Origin of the sequence: Mycobacterium persicum (genome assembly GCF_002086915.1) — a bacterium.
GTDB classification, from domain to species: domain Bacteria; phylum Actinomycetota; class Actinomycetes; order Mycobacteriales; family Mycobacteriaceae; genus Mycobacterium; species Mycobacterium persicum.
Genome location: NZ_MWQA01000001.1, coordinates 2,434,672 through 2,453,625 on the forward strand (window position 1 = coordinate 2,434,672; position 18,954 = coordinate 2,453,625).

General features: G+C 64.9%; 19 protein-coding genes. 14 read left to right on the forward strand and 5 right to left on the reverse strand.

Annotation, left to right across the window (positions count from 1 at the left end; all coding sequences use genetic code 11):
- Window positions 1-361: 361 nt before the first annotated feature.
- Window positions 362-2,011 carry an acyl-CoA synthetase gene (locus B4U45_RS10975; RefSeq protein WP_075549381.1) on the reverse strand — a complete coding sequence of 550 codons (1,650 nt, stop codon included), beginning with the start codon at window positions 2,009-2,011 and terminating at the stop codon, window positions 362-364.
- 38 nt (window positions 2,012-2,049) lie between these two features.
- Here B4U45_RS10975 and B4U45_RS10980 point away from each other — a divergent pair, with 38 nt between their 5' ends.
- Together B4U45_RS10980 and B4U45_RS10985 are read left to right on the forward strand one after the other, a co-directional pair.
- Window positions 2,050-2,895 (forward strand): crotonase/enoyl-CoA hydratase family protein, encoded by an 846-nt coding sequence (locus B4U45_RS10980; protein ID WP_075549382.1) that lies wholly within the window; start codon window positions 2,050-2,052, stop codon window positions 2,893-2,895.
- A gap of 104 nt (window positions 2,896-2,999) precedes the next feature.
- Window positions 3,000-3,839: a hypothetical protein gene (locus tag B4U45_RS10985; RefSeq protein WP_075549383.1), complete on the forward strand. Its 840-nt coding sequence runs from the start codon at window positions 3,000-3,002 to the stop codon at window positions 3,837-3,839.
- Window positions 3,840-3,908: 69 nt separating this feature from the next.
- On the opposite strand, the gene B4U45_RS10990 is transcribed toward B4U45_RS10985, so the two are convergent.
- Window positions 3,909-5,114: a cytochrome P450 gene (locus B4U45_RS10990; RefSeq protein WP_075549384.1), complete on the reverse strand. Its 1,206-nt coding sequence runs from the start codon at window positions 5,112-5,114 to the stop codon at window positions 3,909-3,911.
- Window positions 5,115-5,142: 28 nt separating this feature from the next.
- Here B4U45_RS10990 and B4U45_RS10995 point away from each other — a divergent pair, with 28 nt between their 5' ends.
- Window positions 5,143-5,862 (forward strand): acetoacetate decarboxylase family protein, encoded by a 720-nt coding sequence (locus B4U45_RS10995; RefSeq protein WP_075549385.1) that lies wholly within the window; start codon window positions 5,143-5,145, stop codon window positions 5,860-5,862.
- A 50-nt stretch (window positions 5,863-5,912) separates the two neighbouring features.
- Here B4U45_RS10995 and B4U45_RS11000 read toward each other — a convergent pair whose 3' ends face one another.
- Entirely contained in the window at window positions 5,913-6,953 is a 1,041-nt protein-coding gene (locus B4U45_RS11000; protein WP_219859396.1) for an LLM class F420-dependent oxidoreductase, read from the reverse strand.
- A gap of 57 nt (window positions 6,954-7,010) precedes the next feature.
- Here B4U45_RS11000 and B4U45_RS11005 point away from each other — a divergent pair, with 57 nt between their 5' ends.
- From B4U45_RS11005 to B4U45_RS11035, 7 genes are all read left to right on the forward strand, one after another.
- Entirely contained in the window at window positions 7,011-8,012 is a 1,002-nt protein-coding gene (locus B4U45_RS11005; RefSeq protein WP_075549387.1) for a Zn-ribbon domain-containing OB-fold protein, read from the forward strand.
- Between the two features lie 15 nt (window positions 8,013-8,027).
- Window positions 8,028-9,092, forward strand: coding sequence for a thiolase domain-containing protein (locus B4U45_RS11010; protein ID WP_083156176.1), 1,065 nt, complete (start codon window positions 8,028-8,030; stop codon window positions 9,090-9,092).
- Window positions 9,092-10,279: a thiolase domain-containing protein gene (locus B4U45_RS11015; protein ID WP_075549389.1), complete on the forward strand. Its 1,188-nt coding sequence runs from the start codon at window positions 9,092-9,094 to the stop codon at window positions 10,277-10,279. Before B4U45_RS11010 ends, B4U45_RS11015 begins: the two co-directional genes overlap by 1 nt.
- A 5-nt stretch (window positions 10,280-10,284) precedes the next feature.
- Window positions 10,285-11,166 (forward strand): TIGR03619 family F420-dependent LLM class oxidoreductase, encoded by an 882-nt coding sequence (locus tag B4U45_RS11020; RefSeq protein WP_075549390.1) that lies wholly within the window; start codon window positions 10,285-10,287, stop codon window positions 11,164-11,166.
- On the forward strand, window positions 11,163-11,573 hold the full coding sequence (locus B4U45_RS11025; RefSeq protein ID WP_075549391.1) for a nuclear transport factor 2 family protein: 411 nt from the start codon (window positions 11,163-11,165) through the stop codon (window positions 11,571-11,573). Before B4U45_RS11020 ends, B4U45_RS11025 begins: the two co-directional genes overlap by 4 nt.
- 34 nt (window positions 11,574-11,607) lie before the next feature.
- Window positions 11,608-11,979, forward strand: coding sequence for a hypothetical protein (locus B4U45_RS11030; protein ID WP_075549392.1), 372 nt, complete (start codon window positions 11,608-11,610; stop codon window positions 11,977-11,979).
- A 209-nt stretch (window positions 11,980-12,188) separates the two neighbouring features.
- Window positions 12,189-13,058, forward strand: a complete 870-nt coding sequence (locus tag B4U45_RS11035) for an NHL repeat-containing protein (protein ID WP_244899362.1) — start codon at window positions 12,189-12,191, stop codon at window positions 13,056-13,058.
- A 91-nt stretch (window positions 13,059-13,149) separates the two neighbouring features.
- On the opposite strand, the gene B4U45_RS11040 is transcribed toward B4U45_RS11035, so the two are convergent.
- Window positions 13,150-13,674, reverse strand: a complete 525-nt coding sequence (locus B4U45_RS11040) for a gamma carbonic anhydrase family protein (RefSeq protein WP_075549393.1) — start codon at window positions 13,672-13,674, stop codon at window positions 13,150-13,152.
- A 116-nt stretch (window positions 13,675-13,790) separates the two neighbouring features.
- Between B4U45_RS11040 and B4U45_RS11045 the strand changes: the two genes are divergently transcribed.
- Together B4U45_RS11045 and B4U45_RS11050 are read left to right on the forward strand one after the other, a co-directional pair.
- Window positions 13,791-14,951, forward strand: coding sequence for a 3-ketosteroid-9-alpha-monooxygenase, oxygenase component (locus tag B4U45_RS11045; RefSeq protein ID WP_075549394.1), 1,161 nt, complete (start codon window positions 13,791-13,793; stop codon window positions 14,949-14,951).
- A 5-nt stretch (window positions 14,952-14,956) separates the two neighbouring features.
- A complete protein-coding gene (locus B4U45_RS11050; RefSeq protein ID WP_075549395.1) occupies window positions 14,957-15,406 on the forward strand; it encodes a hypothetical protein in 450 nt (149 codons plus the stop codon).
- 36 nt (window positions 15,407-15,442) lie between these two features.
- Here B4U45_RS11050 and B4U45_RS11055 read toward each other — a convergent pair whose 3' ends face one another.
- Entirely contained in the window at window positions 15,443-17,167 is a 1,725-nt protein-coding gene (locus B4U45_RS11055) for a CocE/NonD family hydrolase (protein ID WP_075549396.1), read from the reverse strand.
- Between the two features lie 378 nt (window positions 17,168-17,545).
- Between B4U45_RS11055 and B4U45_RS11060 the strand changes: the two genes are divergently transcribed.
- Both B4U45_RS11060 and B4U45_RS11065 read left to right on the forward strand, forming a co-directional pair.
- The gene (locus tag B4U45_RS11060) at window positions 17,546-18,196 is read left to right on the forward strand and encodes a TetR/AcrR family transcriptional regulator (RefSeq protein ID WP_075549397.1); all 651 of its coding nucleotides are present in this window, start codon (window positions 17,546-17,548) and stop codon (window positions 18,194-18,196) included.
- A 313-nt stretch (window positions 18,197-18,509) separates the two neighbouring features.
- On the forward strand, window positions 18,510-18,954 hold a 445-nt coding region (locus B4U45_RS11065), incomplete at its 3' end, for a PE family protein (protein ID WP_219859398.1).

The following is an 18,954-nucleotide window of genomic DNA, read 5'->3' on the forward strand; positions in this document are numbered from 1 at the left end:
CGGCGGCGCCGGAGCCGCCGGTGTCAATCCCGGCACATCCGGCGGTGGCGGCGGACCCGGCCTACCTCCTATTGGTCCCACCGGCGGGAAGGGCGGCAAAGGCGGTACCGCTGGCAACGGGGGTAGCGCCTGAGAGCGCGAGACCAGCGGCGCGCCACGGGCAATTGACCAGCTACGCGCAACCAACCCCGCGCCGGGCGGGACGGCTCGCAGCTGGTCAGTACCCAGGATTCAAAGATCAGGTCGGGAGCCAACGATATGACCGGCCGCGTGGGTACACCGGACCGCCGCACATTGCACCCGCAAGTCAGCGCAATTCGGCGCCTCAGCTCGGGCAAAGCCGCCGTCGGCCAAACCCAAATTACGCCCCAGTAGTCACCTGACCGGCCCGCACATCGTCGGCCTCCCGCGCCTCCGTCTGCTCCTTGGCCCAGCGGTAATCCGGCTTGCCGGCAGGTGATCGCTTCACCTCGTCGACGAACCAAATGCTGCGCGGCACTTTGTATCCCGCGATCTGCGAGCGCACAAAGCCGTCCAACTCGGCCAACGACGGGCGGCATCCTGGCCGGGCCTGCACCACGGCCGCTACCTGCTGGCCGTAGCGCGGATCGGGCACACCGACTACCAGAGCGTCGAAGACGTCGGGATGGCCCTTCAATGCGGCCTCGACCTCTTCGGGATAGATCTTCTCACCTCCGCTGTTAATCGACACGGAGCCGCGGCCCAGCATGGTGACCGTTCCGTCCGCCTCGACCATGGCGTAGTCGCCCGGAATCGCATACCGCACAGCGTTGATGGTCTTGAACGTCTCGGCGGTCTTCTTCTCGTCTTTGTAATAGCCGACTGGAATGTTGCCTTTCTTCGCGAGCATTCCGCGCACCCCGGAACCGGGCTTGACCTCGTTGCCGTCCTCGTCGAGGACCACCGTCCGGTGGTCGATGGTGACTCGCGGTCCTCCGTTCTGCGACGCGCCGGCGGCGACGATGCTGGTTCCGCCAAACCCGGTCTCCGACGACCCAATTGAGTCGGTGATTACCCGATTCGGTAGCAGCTCAAGCAGTTTCTCCTTGATGCTCGGCGAGAACAATGCGGCGGTGCTGGCCAGCAGGAACAGCGACGACAGATCGTAATCGTGTTCTCGGTCAAGTGCATCCAGTAACGGCCGGGCCATCGCGTCACCTGTGAAGAACAACAGGTTCACCTTATGCCTCGCAACCGTGCGCCACACCTCGTCGGCGTCGAATTCCGGTGCTAGGACGGTGGTTTGACCGGAGAAGATGGACATCCAGGTGGCCGACTGGGTGGCCCCGTGGATCATCGGCGGAATCGGATACCGGATCATCGGCTGATTAGCGGCGGCGGCACGCGCCAGGTCGTATTCGTCCTCCACGAATTTCCCTGTGGCGAAGTCGGTTCCGCCGAACAGCACCCGGTAGATGTCCTCGTGGCGCCACATCACGCCCTTCGGGAATCCCGTCGTGCCGCCGGTGTAGAGCAGGTAGATGTCATCGGAGCTGCGCTCACCGAAGTCCCGCTCAGGCGAGCCCTGCTCCAGCGCCGCGTGGAACTCGACGCCTCCGTAACGCTGATAGTCCTTGTCGCTCCCGTCTTCAACGACGAAGACCGTCTTGACGTTGGGTGTGTCCGGCAACACGTTGGCGACCCGGTCGGAGTACTGGCGCTCGTGCACCAATGCAACCATGTCGGAGTTGTCGAAGAGGTACCGAAGTTCACCCTCGACATACCGGTAGTTGACGTTGACCAGAATGGCGCCCGCCTTCACGATGCCGAGCATCGCGATGACGATCTCGTTGCGGTTGCGGCAGTAGAGTCCGACCTTGTCGTCCTTCCGCACTCCGTGGTCGATCAGGTAGTGCGCCAGGCGGTTGGCTTTCTCCTCGAGTTGGGCGTAGGTCAGCTGCTCATCGCCGCAGATGAGCGCTACCCGGTCAGGCACAGCGTCGATGGCGTGCTCGGCGAGATCGGCAATATTGAGGGCCACGGACCCCAAACTAGAACGTGTTACATTTCTTGACAAGCGAATGCCCGATGTCGAGCGAGAGGCGGTTAGCCGTGCCCCTGGACAACGCCACAGCACTAGCAAACGAGCCCGAACCGGATGCGCTGGTCGAACAGCGCGGCCACACCCTCATCGTGACCATGAACCGGCCGCATGCCCGCAATGCCCTGAGCAGCGAAATGATGCAGATCATGGTGGAAGCCTGGGACCGCGTCGACAACGATCCCGACATCCGATGCGCCATCCTCACCGGGGCCGGTGGCTACTTTTGCGCCGGCATGGATCTGAAGGCGGCAACCAAGAAGCCGCCGGGTGATTCGTTCAAGGACGGCAGCTACGACCCGTCGCGTATCGACGCCCTGCTCAAAGGCCGACGGCTCACCAAACCCTTGATCGCCGCCGTGGAAGGTCCCGCGATCGCCGGCGGCACCGAGATCCTGCAGGGCACCGATATCCGGGTCGCCGGCGAAGGCGCCAAGTTCGGCATCTCCGAGGCCAAGTGGAGCCTGTACCCGATGGGCGGCTCGGCGGTGCGGCTGGTGCGGCAGATCCCCTACACGGTGGCGTGCGACCTGCTGCTAACCGGACGACACATCACCGCCGCCGAGGCCAAGGACATGGGCCTGATCGGCTATCTGGTGCCCGACGGGCAGGCCCTGACGAAGGCCATCGAGATCGCGGAAATCATCGAAAACAACGGCCCGCTCGCCGTCCAGGCGATCCTGCGAACCATCCGGGAGACCGAGGGCATGGCCGAAAACGACGCGTTCAAGATCGACACCCAGATCGGCATCAAGGTGTTCCTGTCCGACGACGCCAAGGAAGGCCCCAAGGCGTTTGCCGAAAAGCGCAAGCCCAACTTCCAGAACCGCTAACTCCCCCTCGCCGAGCGTGTTCTGACTGCGAGAATTCGGCCAAATCTTGACAGCCAGAACACGCTCGACGGCCTTGTCGGTACCCCGCGCCACACTGCTAGTCCGTGACCGGACCTTTCCTCGGCAGCGAAGCCCTCGCATCGGGTGCGCTGACACCGTATCGGCTGCGTAGCCGTTACGTCGCGATACATCCCGACGTATACGTCCCGCCCGGTACTGACCTCACCGCCACGACTCGCGCGCATGCCGCCTGGCTGTGGTCGCGACGGCGCGGCGTCATCGCGGGCCACTCGGCTTCGGCACTACATGGGGCCAAATGGGTCGACCATCGAGCACCGGCCCGATTACTCTATGACCACCGCCGGCCGCCCAGCGGAATCCTGACGTGGTCGAGCGCCGTCGCCCGTGACGAGATCCAGCTCGTTCGCGGCCTACAGGTAACCACCCCGGCCCGCACTGCCCTCGACCTCGCCTGCCGAAATCCGGTCGGCACCGCGGTTGCGGCCATCGACTCGCTCGCCAGAGCAACCAGGCTCCGGGTCGCCGAGGCCGAATTGCTGACCGAACGCTACCACGGATACCGCAACATCCGACGTGCCCGCACCGCGCTCAAGCTCGTCGACGCGGGTGCGGAATCACCCCGCGAGACTTGGCTGCGGTTGCTGCTCATCGACGCGGGTTATCCGCCGCCGAAGACCCAGATCGCGGTTTACGGAGAGTACGGCGAGGTTGTCGCCGAACTCGACATGGGTTGGGAGCACATCAAAGTCGCGGTCGAGTACGAGGGCGATCATCATCGGACCGATCGCAGGCAATTCAATAGAGACATCGCCCGCGTCGAAGCACTAACCGAGCTGGGCTGGATCGTGGTGCGGGTCACCGTCGAGGACGTGCCCGGCGGCATCCTGCGACGGGTGGCAGTAGCCTGGGCCCGCCGAACGTGAACTCAGCGCGAAAAATCAGCCAAAATCTCGCTCTGGCAACACGTTCGGCGCAATGCAGCTCAACGCAGCTCAACCTAAAGGCGCACTAGGAGTGAACACCACCGGCATCGACTCCAGGCCGCTGACGAAGTTCGCCGGCCGCAGCGGCAACGCCGCATCCGACGACGCCAGCCGCAGATCGGGCAGCCGCCGCAGCAACCGCTCCGTCATCAACGACAGCTCCAAGCGCGCCAATTGGTTGCCCAGGCAGAAATGGGTGCCAAAGCCGAACGCCAAGTGACTGTTCGGGTTTCGCTGAATGTCGAATCGCTCGGCATCCGGAAATACCGCTTCGTCGAAGTTGGCCGATTCGAACAAGAGCATCATCTTCTCGCCCGCATGCAAGGCTGTGCCATGAAAGTCCGTATCACGAGTCAACATTCGGCACATGTTCTTCACCGGCGCCGTCCAACGCAGCATCTCCTCGACCGCCGACGGCACCAACGACGGGTCGGCCACCAGCGAATCCCACTGGTCGCGGTTGCACAACAGCTGCTCGGTACCCCCACTCAAGGTATGCCGCGTGGTCTCGTCGCCGCCGATCAGGATCAACAGCGTCTCCATCACCAGTTCGTCGTCGCTCAGCCGCTCCCCGTCGACCTCGGAGCTCACCAGCACGCTGACCAGATCGTCGGTCGGCTCCGCACGACGCGCGGCGATAGTCCCCCGGGTGAAGTCGTTGTAGGCCGCGAAGGCATCCATGCTGACCTGAAAATCCTCTTGCGACACATGGGAACTCAGAAACGTCACCAGGTCGTCCGACCAGCGCAAGAACATCTCCCGCTGCTCCGGGCGCACGCCGAGCATGTCGCCGATCACCGCCATCGGCAGCGGCGCCGCCAGATCGCGCACGAAGTCACATTCACCACGTTCGCACACCGCGTCGATCAGCGCGTCACACAACGCCGCGATCGAGGCCTCTTTGTCTTTCACCCGCTTGCGGGTGAAGCCGGCGTTAACCAGCTTGCGCCGCAACAGATGTGCCGGATCGTCCATGTCGATCATCATCGGCATCGCCGGCTGGTCGGGACGGATGCCGCCGGCGTTGGAGAACAGCTCGGGCTGCCGTTCGGCGTCGATCACCGCCTGATAGGTCGACGCCGCGGCCAGTCCGTTGCGGTCACGGAACACCGGCTGATGCGCCCGCATCCACCGGTACGCCGCCCACGCCTCACGACTGGCGTAGAAGGTGCCGTCCGTCAGATCGATGTCTGGCCTGTCAACGGCTTCAGTCATGCCAGTCCTCCGCATTACAGTGAGCGTCATGCCTGTCTCGCAACACACCATCGCCGGCACGGTGCTCACCATGCCGGTCCGGATCCGCACCGCGAATATGCACTCGGCGATGTTCTCGGTGCCCACCGCGCCGACCCAAAAACTTATCGACTACAGCGGCCTGACGGTGTGCGAATACCTGCCGGGCAAAGCGATCGTCATGCAGATGCTGGTGCGCTACGTCGACGGCGACCTCGGCCAGTACCACGAATACGGCACCGCGGTCATGGTCAACCCGCCCGGCAGCCGAGCCCGACAAGCCCGGGGTCCCCGGGCCCTGACGAAAGCCGCGGCGTTCATCCACCACCTGCCGGTCGACCAGTCCTTCACCCTCGAGGCCGGCCGCACCATCTGGGGCTTTCCGAAGATCATGGCGGACTTCAATGTTCGCGAGGGCGCCAAATTCGGCTTCGACGTCAGCGCCGACGGGCAGCTCATCGCCGACATGGAGTTCAGCAACGGAGTGCCGCTGCCGACACGAGGTTCGCAGGTGCTCAAGGCCTATTCCCACCAGGACGGTGTCACCCGGGAGATCCCGTGGGAGATGAAGATATCCGGCCTGCGGGCCCGGGTCGGCGGCGCCCGACTGCGCCTCGGTGACCACCCTTACGCCAAGGAACTCGCCTCGCTGGGCCTGCCCAAGCGGGCACTGGCGTCGCAGTCGGCGGCCAATGTCGAGATGACCTTCGGCGACGCGCACGCCATCTGAATCCACCCGGCCAATCTAGAACGCGTTCTAATAGCGCCGCAAGCGGGATCTCACACCAGCCCCGCAAGGTCGCGGACCTGCTCAACGCTGCGGGCGCTGACCACCATCATGGTCACGCCGGCAGCTTCCCAGGCCACGATCTGCTTACGCACGTAGTCGAGGTCGCCGACGATCATGGCGTCGTCGACGAGCTCGTCGGGGATCACCGCCGCGGCCTCGTCCTTGCGCCCGGACCGGAACAGCTTGGTCACGTCGTCGACGACCTCGGCGTAGCCCATGCGGCGGTAGACGTCGGCGTGGAAGTTGGTGTCCTCGGCACCCATTCCGCCCATGTAGAGCGCCAGGAACGGCTTGATTCCGGTGAACGCCGCCGCGCGGTCCTCGGTGACCACGATCTGCGCCGTCGCACAAATCTCGAAATCCGCACGGCTGCGGCGGGCGCCGGGCCGGGCGAATCCCTCGTCCAGCCATTCGTTGTACATGCCGGCCATCCGGGGCGAATAGAAAAACGGCAGCCAGCCATCGCAGATCTCGGCGGCCAGCGCCACGTTCTTCGGTCCCTCGGCACCCAGCATGATCGGGATGTCGGCACGCAGCGGATGAGTAATGGGCTTCAACGCCTTGCCCAACCCGGTCACCGGTCTGCCGGCCCCCTCCTTCAATGGCAGCGGATAGTGCGGGCCGTCGCTGGTCACCGGTTTCTCCCGGGCCCAGACCTGGCGCACGATGTCGATGTACTCCCGAGTGCGGGCCAGCGGCTTGGGGAACGGCTGACCGTACCAGCCCTCGACTACCTGTGGGCCGGACACGCCGAGCCCCAGAATGTGACGGCCACCGGACAGATGATCCAACGTCAGCGCCGCCATCGCGCACGCCGTCGGTGTCCGCGCGGACAACTGGACCACCGAAGTACCCAGCCGCAGCCGCCGCGTAGCCGAACCCCACCAGGCCAGCGGGGTGTATGCGTCGGAGCCCCACGCCTCGGCGGTGAACACCGCGTCGAACCCGGCGTCCTCGGCCGCGGCGACGAGTTCCGCGGCGTTCTCCGGAGGCTGAGCGCCCCAGTACCCCAGCTGTAGGCCCAGCTTCATCCTTGCCTCCTTGCTGCCTTCTTGCTCAGTGAGTTAGAACCTGTTCTACTCGAAGGCGTGACAGCCACCTGGAGCGGCCCGACCTTGATCGATCATCGTGAGCCGCCTCTCTCCGCGCCGTTGACGTTGTCGTTCGACTACACCCGTTCGGTGGGCCCCACGTTGAGCAAGTTCTTCACCGCGCTGCGTGAGCGCCGCATTCTGGGCGTTCGCGGATCCGATGGCCGGGTGCACGTGCCACCCGCCGAATACGACCCGGGGACCTACGAACCGCTGAGTGAGATGGTACCGGTGTCCGATGTCGGCACCGTCGTCTCCTGGACCTGGCAGCCGGAGCCGCTGGCGGGCCAGCCGCTGGACCGCCCGTTTGCCTGGGCGCTGATCAAGCTGGACGGCGCCGACACGCTGCTGATGCACGCCGTCGACGTCGGATCCGCGGGCGAACCGGACAAGATCAAGACCGGCGCCCGGGTACATGCGCACTGGGCCGACGAGACCGTCGGCGCCATCACCGATATCGCGTACTTCGCGCTCGGCGGCGAATCCGAACCTGTCCCCGAGGCACCAGCCGACCAGGACCCGGTCACCATGGTGGTCACCCCGATCGAGATGACCATCCAGCACACGGCATCCCATGAGGAGAGCGCCTACCTGCGCGCCATCGCCGAGGGCAAGCTGCTGGGCGCCCGCACCGGCCAGAATGGAAAGGTCTATTTCCCGCCGCACGGCGCCGACCCGGCGACCGGCCAGCCGACCACCGAGTTCGTCGAGCTGCCGGACAAGGGCACGGTCACGACGTTCGCGATCATCAACATCCCGTTCATGGGTCAGCGGATCAAACCGCCTTACGTGGCGGCCTACGTGTTGCTCGACGGCGCCGATATCCCGTTCCTGCATTTGGTTTCCGACGTCGACGCGCACGAGGTGCGGATGGGGATGCGGGTAGAGGCGGTGTGGAAACCTCGCGAAGAGTGGGGATACGGCATCGACAACATCCAGTACTTCCGGCCCACCGCAGAACCGGACGCCGACTACGAAACCTACAAGCACCACCTGTAAAGGGCCTAACTGCATATGAGCGCTCGCAATGTCGCGGTGGTCGGCTTCGCCCACGCACCGCACGTTCGCCGCACCGACGGCACCACTAACGGCGTCGAGATGTTGATGCCGTGCTTCGCCCAGCTCTACGAAGAGCTCGGCATCACCAAGGCCGACATCGGCTTCTGGTGTTCAGGATCATCGGATTACCTTGCCGGACGGGCATTTTCGTTCATCTCAGCAATCGACTCGATCGGTGCCGTACCGCCGATCAACGAATCGCACGTCGAGATGGACGCCGCATGGGCACTGTATGAGGCCTACGTCAAGATCCTGACCGGCGAGGTCGACACCGCGCTGGTGTACGGCTTCGGCAAGTCCTCCGCCGGAACCCTGCGGCGCGTCCTGTCCCGCCAAACCGACCCCTACACCGTCGCGCCGCTGTGGCCGGATTCAGTGTCCATGGCCGGGTTACAGGCCCGCCTCGGGCTCGACTCCGGCAAGTGGAGCGAATTGCAAATGGCGCGGGTAGCTTTCGACTCCTTCGCCAATGCCCGCCGGGTCGACTCCGTCGAGCCCCCGGTGAGCATGGACGACCTGCTGGAGCGGCCGTTCTTCGCCGACCCGCTGCGCCGCCACGACATCGCGCCGATCACCGACGGCGCCGCGGCGATCGTCCTCGCAGCCGACGACCGCGCTCGGGAGTTGCGGGATAACCCGGCGTGGATAACGGGTATCGAACATCGCATCGAGTCGCCGTCGCTGGGCGTGCGGAACCTCACCGAGTCACCGTCGACCAGAGCCGCCGCGAAAGCAGCCAGCGGCGGCAAGACCCGCGACATCGATGTGGCCGAGATTTGTGCGCCGTTCACCCATCAGCACCTGATCCTCGCCGATGCCATCAACTTGCCGGGGGCGACGAAAATCAATCCCTCCGGTGGTGCGCTGGCCGCCAACCCGATGTTCGTCGCCGGCCTGGAGCGGATCGGCTTTGCCGCCCAACATATCTGGGACGGCTCGGCTCGGCGAGTTCTGGCGCACGCCACCAGTGGGCCTGCGCTGCAACAGAATCTGGTCGCCGTGATGGAAGGAAGAAACTGATGGCCGGAGCAGGAGCACAGCTGGCCGCGGTCCTGGGCACCGGCCAGACCAAGTACGTCGCCAAACGCCACGACGTCTCGATGAACGGCATGGTGCGCGAGGCCATCGATCGGGCCCTGGACGATTCCGGGTCCACCTTCGACGACATCGACGCCGTCGTGGTGGGCAAGGCGCCCGACTTCTTCGAAGGCGTCATGATGCCCGAACTGTTCATGGCCGATGCCATGGGCGCCACCGGCAAACCGATGATCCGGGTGCACACCGCGGGCTCGGTCGGCGGATCCACCGGCGTGGTTGCGGCCAGCCTGGTGCAGTCCGGAAAGTACCGCCGGGTGCTGGCCATGGCTTGGGAAAAGCAATCGGAGTCCAATGCCATGTGGGCACTGTCGATTCCGATCCCCTTCATCAAGCCGGTCGGTGCCGGCGCCGGTGGTTACTTCGCGCCACACGTGCGCGCCTACATCCGTCGTTCCGGGGCGCCGACGCACATCGGCGCCATGGTGGCCGTCAAGGACCGGCTCAATGGCAGCCGTAACCCGTTGGCGCACCTGCAGCAGCCCGATATCACCCTGGAGAAGGTGATGGAGTCACCCATGCTGTGGGACCCGATCCGCTATGACGAGACCTGCCCCTCCTCCGACGGGGCCTGTGCCGTGGTGATCGGAAACGAGGAGATCGCCGACTCAAAGGTGGCGCAGGGCCAGCCGGTGGCGTGGATCCATGCCACCGCACTGCGCACCGAACCGCTGGCCTACGCCGGTCGCGACCAGGTGAGCCCGCAGGCCGGCCGCGACGCCGCCGCCGCGCTGTGGAAGGCGGCGGGCATCACCAACCCGATCGACGAAATCGATGCCGCCGAAATCTACGTGCCGTTCTCCTGGTTCGAGCCGATGTGGTTGGAAAACCTCGGGTTCGTCGCCGAGGGCGAAGGCTGGAAGCTCACCGAAGCCGGGGAAACCGCCATCGGCGGACGGCTGCCGGTCAACCCCTCCGGCGGCGTGATGTGCTCGAACCCGATTGGCGCTTCTGGTCTGATCCGGTTTGCCGAGGCCGCCATCCAGGTGATGGGCAAGGGCGGCGACCACCAGGTGCCGAATGCGCGAAAAGCGATGGGCCATGCCTATGGAGGTGGCTCGCAGTATTACTCGATGTGGGTCGTCGGCTCTGAAAAGCCGGTCACGCCATGAAAAGGATGAAGTACACCTGCAGTATCGTGATGGCGCCGGTCGAGCAGTTGGTCGGCATCGCCAAGACCGCCGAAGAAGTCGGGTTCGATTCGATCGCCCTACCGGATTCGCTGTTCTTCATGGAGAAGGCGGCCGCCGATTATCCGTATACGCCCGACGGGTCGCGGATGTGGGACGAGAACGCCCCGTGGGTGGACCCGCTGATCGCCGCCGCCGCGATGGGCTCGGCCACCTCGACACTGCGGTTCTACACTCACGTGATGAAGCTCGGCTCCCGCCAGCCGCTGCTGCTGGCCCGCCAAGTCGGCTCGGTGGCCAATCTGACCAACAACCGCTTCGGCTTCGGCATCGGAATCGGTTGGGCACCAGAGGAATTCGAGTGGTGCGGGGTTCCCTACCGGCGGCGCGGCGCGCGGGTCGACGAGATGATCGAGGTGATCAAGCTGGTGCTCGGCGGCGGCATGGTCGAATTCCACGGTGAATTCTTCGATTTCGATCGCCTGCAGATGAGCCCGGCCCCCAGCCGGCCGGTGCCGTTTTACGTCGGCGGGCACACCGACGTGGCGCTGCGGCGGGCCGCGCGCGTCGGCGACGGCTGGAGCACCGCGATGATGACCAGCGCGCAACTGGCCGAAACCATCGGCCGGCTCAACGTGCTGCGCAGCGAATCCGGCCGAGCCGACCAGCCGTTCGAGGTCCAGGCGGTCTGTATCGACAAGTTCGGGGTCGACGGTCACCGTGAACTCGCCGAGATGGGGGTCACCGACAACATCGTCGTCCCCTGGGTGTTCGACGGCCTGGGCTTCGATGCGCCGCTCGAGAAGAAGCAGGACTCGCTGAAACGCTTCGCCGACACCTATATCCACTCCGGTTGGCAGGACACATGACCCAGACGCACCCCGCGCACGAGGCCGGCCGGCGATCCCGCGAGGCGGTAATGGCCCGCGACAAACAGGCCTGGCTGGCGGTCTTCGCCGACGACGCTGTCGTCGAAGACCCCATCGGCCCATCGGCTTTCGATCCCGAAGGCAAGGGCCACCGGGGCCGCGACGCGATATCAGCGTTCTGGGACAAGGTGATTGCGCCCGCCACCAGCATCGAGTTCTTCTTCCGCGACACGTTCCAATGCGGCGACGAGGAAGCCAACGTCGGGCACATCCTGACGACTATGGGCGACCACCAGATCACCACCGAAGGTGTATTCACCTACAAAACCAACGACGACGGACAGTTGGTGGCCCTGCGGGCCTACTGGGAGATGGACCGCGCCGCCGCAACGGCCAAAAAAATCTAGTCCAAGCCTCCCCGTCACGCCTACACTCTCAGGCGTGCCTACTGAGCTGCGTTACGAGCGCTGGTTTCTCCCCTTCTCGGTACCGCTCGGCTGTGGGCCCAAGCACAGCGAGGTGCGCGTCCAGGACGGCGTTCTGTGCGTCAAGTTCGGCTGGGGCTTCAACGCCGAGATCCCCGTGGCGTCCATCAAAGACGTCAAGCCGAACAACGACCGGGTGTACTCCTGGGGTGCCCACGGGTTCCGGGGCCGCTGGCTGGTCAACGGCTCCTCCAAGGGCATCGTGGAGCTGACCATCGACCCACCCACGCGGGCAAAAGTCATGGGCGTGCCGGTCACGCTGAAAACGTTGTACGTCAGTGTGACCGACCCCGATGCATTGATCGCGGAAGTCAGCGGCAAGGCCTGACATCGGTCGGCAGTTCATCTGCCGACGCTCGGCTTTGGCGCCGGCGGCTTCGAGTCCCCGCCAGGGCTGCCCGGCTCAACTTGCGCTATGGGCAACGCCCATGCGGGTAGTGTCCAGGTGTCGCGATCAAAATGCTGGTGAGGGAGCTGGCTGTGGGTGCAGGGGAATTCAGGCGTAACCGGCTGTTGAACCAGCGCACCCTGGCTATCGTGGGCGTCGCGGTAGTCCTGGTGGCCATCCTCGCAGCTGTTGGGCACCTGGGCTTCTTCCGTACCTCATCCAAGGAGGCCGCGCCCAGCCAGGGCGGTCCGTCGACCGTCCCAGCCGCGCCCAAGCAGGTCGTGCTGCCGCTCGAGGTGGGCGATCCCGACGGGGTGGCGGTGGACGGTAAGGGCGATGTTTACGTCGCCGACTCAAGCAACAACCGGGTGTTGAAGCTGGCGGCCGGTTCCGATAAGCAATCCGAGTTGCCGTTCACCGGCCTCAACCGCCCGGCTAGTTTGGCGCTGGACGTCAGCGGCGCCATATACCTTGTCGACGCATACAACAACCGGGTACTCAAGCTGCCAGCGGACTCCCCCACGCCGGCTGAGTTGCCTTTCGCCGGCCTGAGCTCTCCCCATGGTGTTGCGGTAGACCGCAACGGCAACACGTACGTCGTGGACTCCGGCAACAACCGGGTATTGGAACTTCCCGCCGGTTCGAACAACCCCGCCGAGCTGCCGTTCATCGGCCTTCGTCACCCGTTGGGCACGGCAGTAGACGACGCCGGCACCGTGTATGTCGCCGACAGCGAAAACAACCGCGTGGCAAAGCTTGCCGCTGGTGCGACCAACCCGGTCTACCTGCCGTTCACCGAACTCAACTTTCCTCACGGTGTGGCGGTGGACCGCAAAGGCGGCGTCTACGTCACAGACTTGAACAACAACCGGGGTTTGAAGCTGGAGGCCGGCTCGAACACCCCCTCGACACTGCCCTTCACCGACCTCGACTTCCCGTACGGCGTGGCAGTCGACGATGCAGGCAACGTCTACGTGACCGACTTTCACAAACGCGTGGTGAAACTGTCGATAAACTAACGGGTTCGCCGCCCGGATTAGGTCGACTGGGAAATCCCCTACAGTGCACAAGGATTCAAGCTTCGCACTGGCCGCCCGAACTGGGGCCAGGCTAGATCGGCTCCAGGCCGGTCAGATGCCGCTGGGCTAGGTCACGATAGGCCTGCGGATTGAGGTTGACCCAGGTCTCGGCTGCCGTTCCTTCGATCGGTCCTTTCACCTTGGCCGGTGCTCCGACCGCCAGGACGCCGGCAGGAATCTGGGTGCCGGCCACCACCAAGGCCCCCGCCGCCACCATGCTGCGCGCGCCGATCACCGCGCCGTCCAGCACGGTGGCGTGGTTGGCAATTAACGCCTCTTGTCCGACGTGCGCCCCATGGATCACGCACAGGTGGGCAATCGTCGCCCCGGGCCCGACGTCCACCGGGATACCCGGCGGCGCATGCAACACCGAGCCGTCCTGAACATTGGCGCCTTCGCGCACCACGACCGGCGCGTAGTCGCCTCGCAACACGGCGTTGTACCAAACCGACGCTCCCGCTTCGACGGTGACATCGCCGATCAGCGTCGCGGTGGGGGCAACAAACGCGGTGGGATCGACGCGCGGAGAGCGGCCCTCGAATGTGTATAGCGGCATCGTTTACATATACCGCACCATGCATATGCTGTGGCCAGGCGCGCCGCCATTGCACTCACCGGCCTCAAAACTGTAACGTGTTCTAGTTAGTGGTTCAGTGATGCGGAGGTGACAGCGTGAGTACCGGCACAAGTAGCGTCGGCGTCCGGGAGATCGATGCCGGAACCTTGCCGACCAGGTACGCGCGGGGTTGGCATTGCCTCGGTGTCGCCAAGGATTTCATGGACGGCAAGCCGCACGGGGTGGAAGCGTTCGGCACCAAGCTGGTGGTGTTCGCCGACTCTAACGGCGACCTGAAGATCCTCGACAACTACTGCCGTCACATGGGCGGTGACCTGTCCAGAGGCACCATCAAGGGCGACGAGATCGCCTGCCCGTTCCACGACTGGCGCTGGGGCGGCGACGGCCGCTGCAAGCTGGTGCCATACGCCAAGCGCACCCCCAAGACCGCGCGCACCCGGTCCTGGGAGACCGACGTGCGCGGCGGCCTGCTCTTCGTCTGGCACGACCACGAAGGCAACCCGCCGGACCCGAGTGTAAGGATCCCCGACATTCCCGAGGCAGCCAGCGACGAATGGACGGACTGGCGGTGGAACCGCATCCTCATCGAAGGGTCCAATTGCCGCGACATCATCGACAACGTCACCGACATGGCGCACTTCTTCTATATCCATTTCGGGTTGCCGACGTACTTCAAGAACGTCTTCGAGGGTCACATCGCCTCGCAGTATCTGCACAACGTGGGTCGCCCGGACGTGGAGGGTCTGGGAACCGCGTACGGCGAAGCGCACCTGGATTCCGAGGCGTCCTATTTCGGGCCGTCGTTCATGATCAACTGGCTGCACAATAGCTACAGCGGCTACAAGTCCGAGTCGATCCTGATCAATTGCCACTACCCGGTGACTCAGGACTCGTTCGTGTTGCAGTGGGGTGTGATCGTCGAAAAGCCCAAAGGCATGGACGAGAAGATGACCGACAAGCTGTCGCGGGTGTTCACCGAAGGCGTCAGCATGGGGTTCATGCAGGACGTCGAGATCTGGAAGCACAAAACCAGAATCGCGAACCCGCTGCTGGTCGAGGAAGACGGTGCGGTCTATCAGATGCGTCGCTGGTATGAGCAGTTCTATGTAGATGTGGCCGACATCAAACCCGAAATGGTGGAGCGCTTCGAGATGGAGGTGGACACCACTCGGGCCAACGAGTTCTGGAGGGCCGAGGTCCAAAGAAACCTGGACGCAAGGAAACCCGCCGACGGCGTGCCCGCCGAGCAGCACTGACGGTCATGAGCCCGTCCGACGATCAACCTGTTCCCGACGTCGATCGGCTGGCCCGTTCGATGCTGCTGCTGCGCGGTGGGCATCATGACCACCATACGGTATCCGAGGACCACGCGGGGCGTCGATCGCCTTCCAAGACATGGGATTTCGCCAACGATCCGCAACGCGCCGCCGCGGTACGGGAAGCCAGCCGGGCCGACCGTGAACGTTATCTGACCGGCGGCTTGCAACCGGTGGATTGCCGATTCTGTCACGTCACCATCACCGTCAAGCGACTCGGGCCGGGTCATACGGCGGTGCAATGGAATACCGAGGCCGTGCAGCGCTGCGCGCATTTCGCCGAAGTGCGGGCGTCCGGCGGCAACACCGCACGCACCAAAGCCTGCCCGAAAATGAGCGACAGCATCGACCACGCCATCGCCGAGGGCTATCTGACCGAGGAACAGCGGGACTGAACACCCGCCGGTAAGGCCTTGAGGAAGGCTCATCCGTCACGGCCGGCCTCGGACGTCGCCAGCCTTTGCCGGGATCACCGGCACCCGCAGCCTTGCTGGCCGTTGCGGTCCCCAGTGCAACATGCACCGCGCGGACGGGCTTGGCAGGTAACGGGCGGGGAAGGCGCCGAAGAGCGGATTGCGTGGGGCCAGTTGACGACCCGCGACCAGCAGGCGGATGCGGTCGCCGGCATGGAAGACCGTGGCCGATGGCCCCAGTGCGACCTCGACCGGAACGACCTCACCGGGCGAGAGGGGTTGGCGCCGTTGAAAAGTATGCACCGGTTCGTACATCGTGGAGCGCTCGGTGTCGATCTCACGCAGCGAGGCGCGCTGCCAACCCGTCGTCACCCGATCGCGGCCGAAACCATATGAGCCTTCGAACGAAACCCATTTCCTGCCAACCCATTTCTCGACACCGACGAACAGTGCGACGTCGTCGGCGCCGTCGACTGAGACCCATAGCACCAGGCTCATCGGGCCGGTGAGTTCCAGATCGCTTTGCACCGGGAAGGTGAATGCCGCGGCGCGGCGACGAGTGTGGAAGGTGACCGATCCGTCGACCGTCGGCGCTGCGGTGTCCAGATATCCGTTGTCGGCGAGGTAGAGATCGCACCATTGGGTACGGTGCAGCGGCCATTCACGTTCGGTACGGACCTGGGCGATGACGTCGCGCTGCTCGCGCACCTCGAGGCGGACCGGCGGGGGTTTGGGCACGTCGCGTTGCCTGAGGTAGCGATCAAAAAACGTCAGCTGAGCCCGTCGCGCCTCGTCGCCGTAGAACGTTGCCCATTTGCCGCCGCGATGCGTGTAGACGAATTTCTCGGTGGCGCTGACCTTTTCGAATGCCCGGAAGGATCCGCGGCTGTGCAGGTTGTTGTCGGAGAAGCTCGCGCAGACGAGCATGGGCACCGTGATCCTGGCGAGGTCCGGGACCAGCGATTGCCACCACTGATCTAGCAGCGGGTGTGCCCTGCGCAGCCTGCCGACGTCTTCGGAAGTGCGCATGACCCGTTTGACGATGGCGACCCAGATTCGGGAAAAGCCTTTCTCGGCAATTCCTCCCGGTGTGAAAAGGTCGCGGTAGGCGTCGGTGAACCCCTCCCAGGGACAGATCGCCTTGAGACTCGGCGGGTGCAGCGCGGCCGCCTTGAACTGTGAAAGGGCCAGGTAAGAGACCCCCAGCATGCCGACGTTGCCATTGGACCATGACCGGGCGCCCGCCCACTCGATCAGGTCGTAGACGTCGCGGCCCTCTTGATCGGAAAGCAACGCACCGACCCCGTCCGAGGTGCCGGCCCCCCGCAGGTCGGCGTTGACGACGGCATATCCCTGCGCTACCCACCAGACCGGATCTGGCGCCTCCCAACTGGTTTCGTTGGAGATTTCGATGGGCGCGGTTTGGCGCAGGACGCGAAACTGGGGGTTGATGCTCCACCGGCCCCAGATGCGCTTGGGCAGCCGGTCCTTTCCGTAGGGGTGTGCCGCCAGGATCACGGGGAACGGTCCCGGGCCAGGGGGGCGATAGACGTTGGCCCGCAACACAACACCGTCGCGCATACAGATAGCGACGTTTCGGTCCACCATGAGGTCCGGCGGTGCTGCCGCGACATCCACCGGCGGCCGAAGGATCCCCTGCAGCCGGGCCGCGGCATACCGGGCGGCCCCGGGTCGTTTCCAGGGACGGTCGTGGCTGGGGTACTCCGCTGACACCGCCGGCATAGTGGGCTCCTGGGTGCGCGGTCGGATGGATTGCGGCGCAATTTGGCTGGCCATCAGGAGATCATCCGCTCTACGGTGTCACGGAGTGCGACGGCCGATCGCGCCGGGCAGACGCTTACCGGATCGCCGGCCAACGCGGGTCCAACGTGGTGGCGCGGCTGGAATCGCGACCACCGACAGCGGCGGGTCAGCCGGGACACCGTGATGTCGCAGCGGCGCCCGTGCGGATGCGGGCATTGACCATAATCGCCGGGGCGGCGCCATCGGCACAGGTAGATCGGAGCTTGCCGGCCCATTGCGACTCCTCATTGCACTCTATTGAGTGACACTCAATTGTGTTAGAGTGTCACTCTAGCACGGTGGAGTAGGCTTCGGCAGGTGGAACAGAAGCGGCCCCGCAATACGACCCGATTACGCGAAGCCGCGGCGGCCTCGCGGGCAGAGACCCGCCGGCTGCTGCTGGAAGCTGCCGCCGAAGAATTCACCCGGGTCGGCTATGTCGCCGCCACGGTCAACCGAATCGCCGAGCGCGCCGGGGTCACGGTGCAGACGCTCTACCTCGCGTGGGGAAGCAAACGCGCGTTGCTACGCGGCTACCTCGACAGCACACTCGCGCCCGGAACGGTTCCGTCAGCGAAACACTTTTCCTCCCAAATACATTGCGATGATCCCGGTGGCACATTGGCGCAGATTGCGAAACTGTTCTGCGGTGTGGCGCAGCGCTCGGCAATCGCGTGGCGGGCCTACCGCGACGGAGCGGCAGTCGACAAGGCGATCGCCGAGGAATGGCAGCAGCTTCAGGCGCTGCGGCGCGCAACGTTCAGCGAGCTGCTGGCGACCATTCCAGACGATGCGCTGCAGCTCCCGCGGGAAGACGCCGTCGACACCGCGTGGGCGATCGCCGGTCCGGCCAGCTACGAGCTGTTGGTCTCGGGCGCCGGCTACTCACTCCAACGTTTCGAGGTTTGGGTCACCACGACCCTCCGCAACGCCCTGCTCAAACCTTCGGCGCTAAAGGTAGGCGCCTAACCATCGGCAGCAGCCGCCGAGTTGACTAGCCGCAACTGGCCGGTATTCAGCAGACCCGCGGGCGCAGATGACCGATTAGCGTTGCACAGCAATTCCTTTCGATTCGCGGTGACGACTGGCCCAGTAATAGCCCCGGGCTCATCGGCCAGCTGCGTCCCGCTTGCCACGGGTCCGGCGGGTAGCGCCGATACTTTTGTTTCACGCAAGGCTTTGTTCAAAACCTTCTGCTAGACGCGTTACCACCTTCCGGCGCACGCTGCTGGCAAGCGCTCGCCAAGCGGCGTGCCGGGCCTACGTGGCGGAAGGAAAGATGATGTCGTTCATCAATGTGGCACCCGACTTCGTGGCGGCCGCGGCCTCGGATCTGGCTGGGATTGGTACTGCGATCAGTGACGCCAACGTGGCTGCGGCAGCGCCAACCACGACCATCCTGGCCGCCGGTGCCGATGAGGTGTCGGCGGCCATCGCGGCACTGTTCGGTAACCATGCCCAGCAATACCAAGCGCTGAGCGCGCAAGCAGCGGCTTTTCACGACCGATTTGTGCAGGCGCTGAGAGCTGCCGCGGGCAGTTACGGGGCCGCCGAGGCGGCCAACGCTTCGCCCCTGCAAACCCTGGAGAACGACGTGCTGGGCGCCATCAATGCCCCCACCCAAGCGCTGTTGGGACGTCCGCTGATCGGCAACGGCGCCAACGGAACCGCGCCGGGACAGGCCGGTGGCGCCGGCGGGCTGCTCTTCGGCAACGGCGGTAACGGGG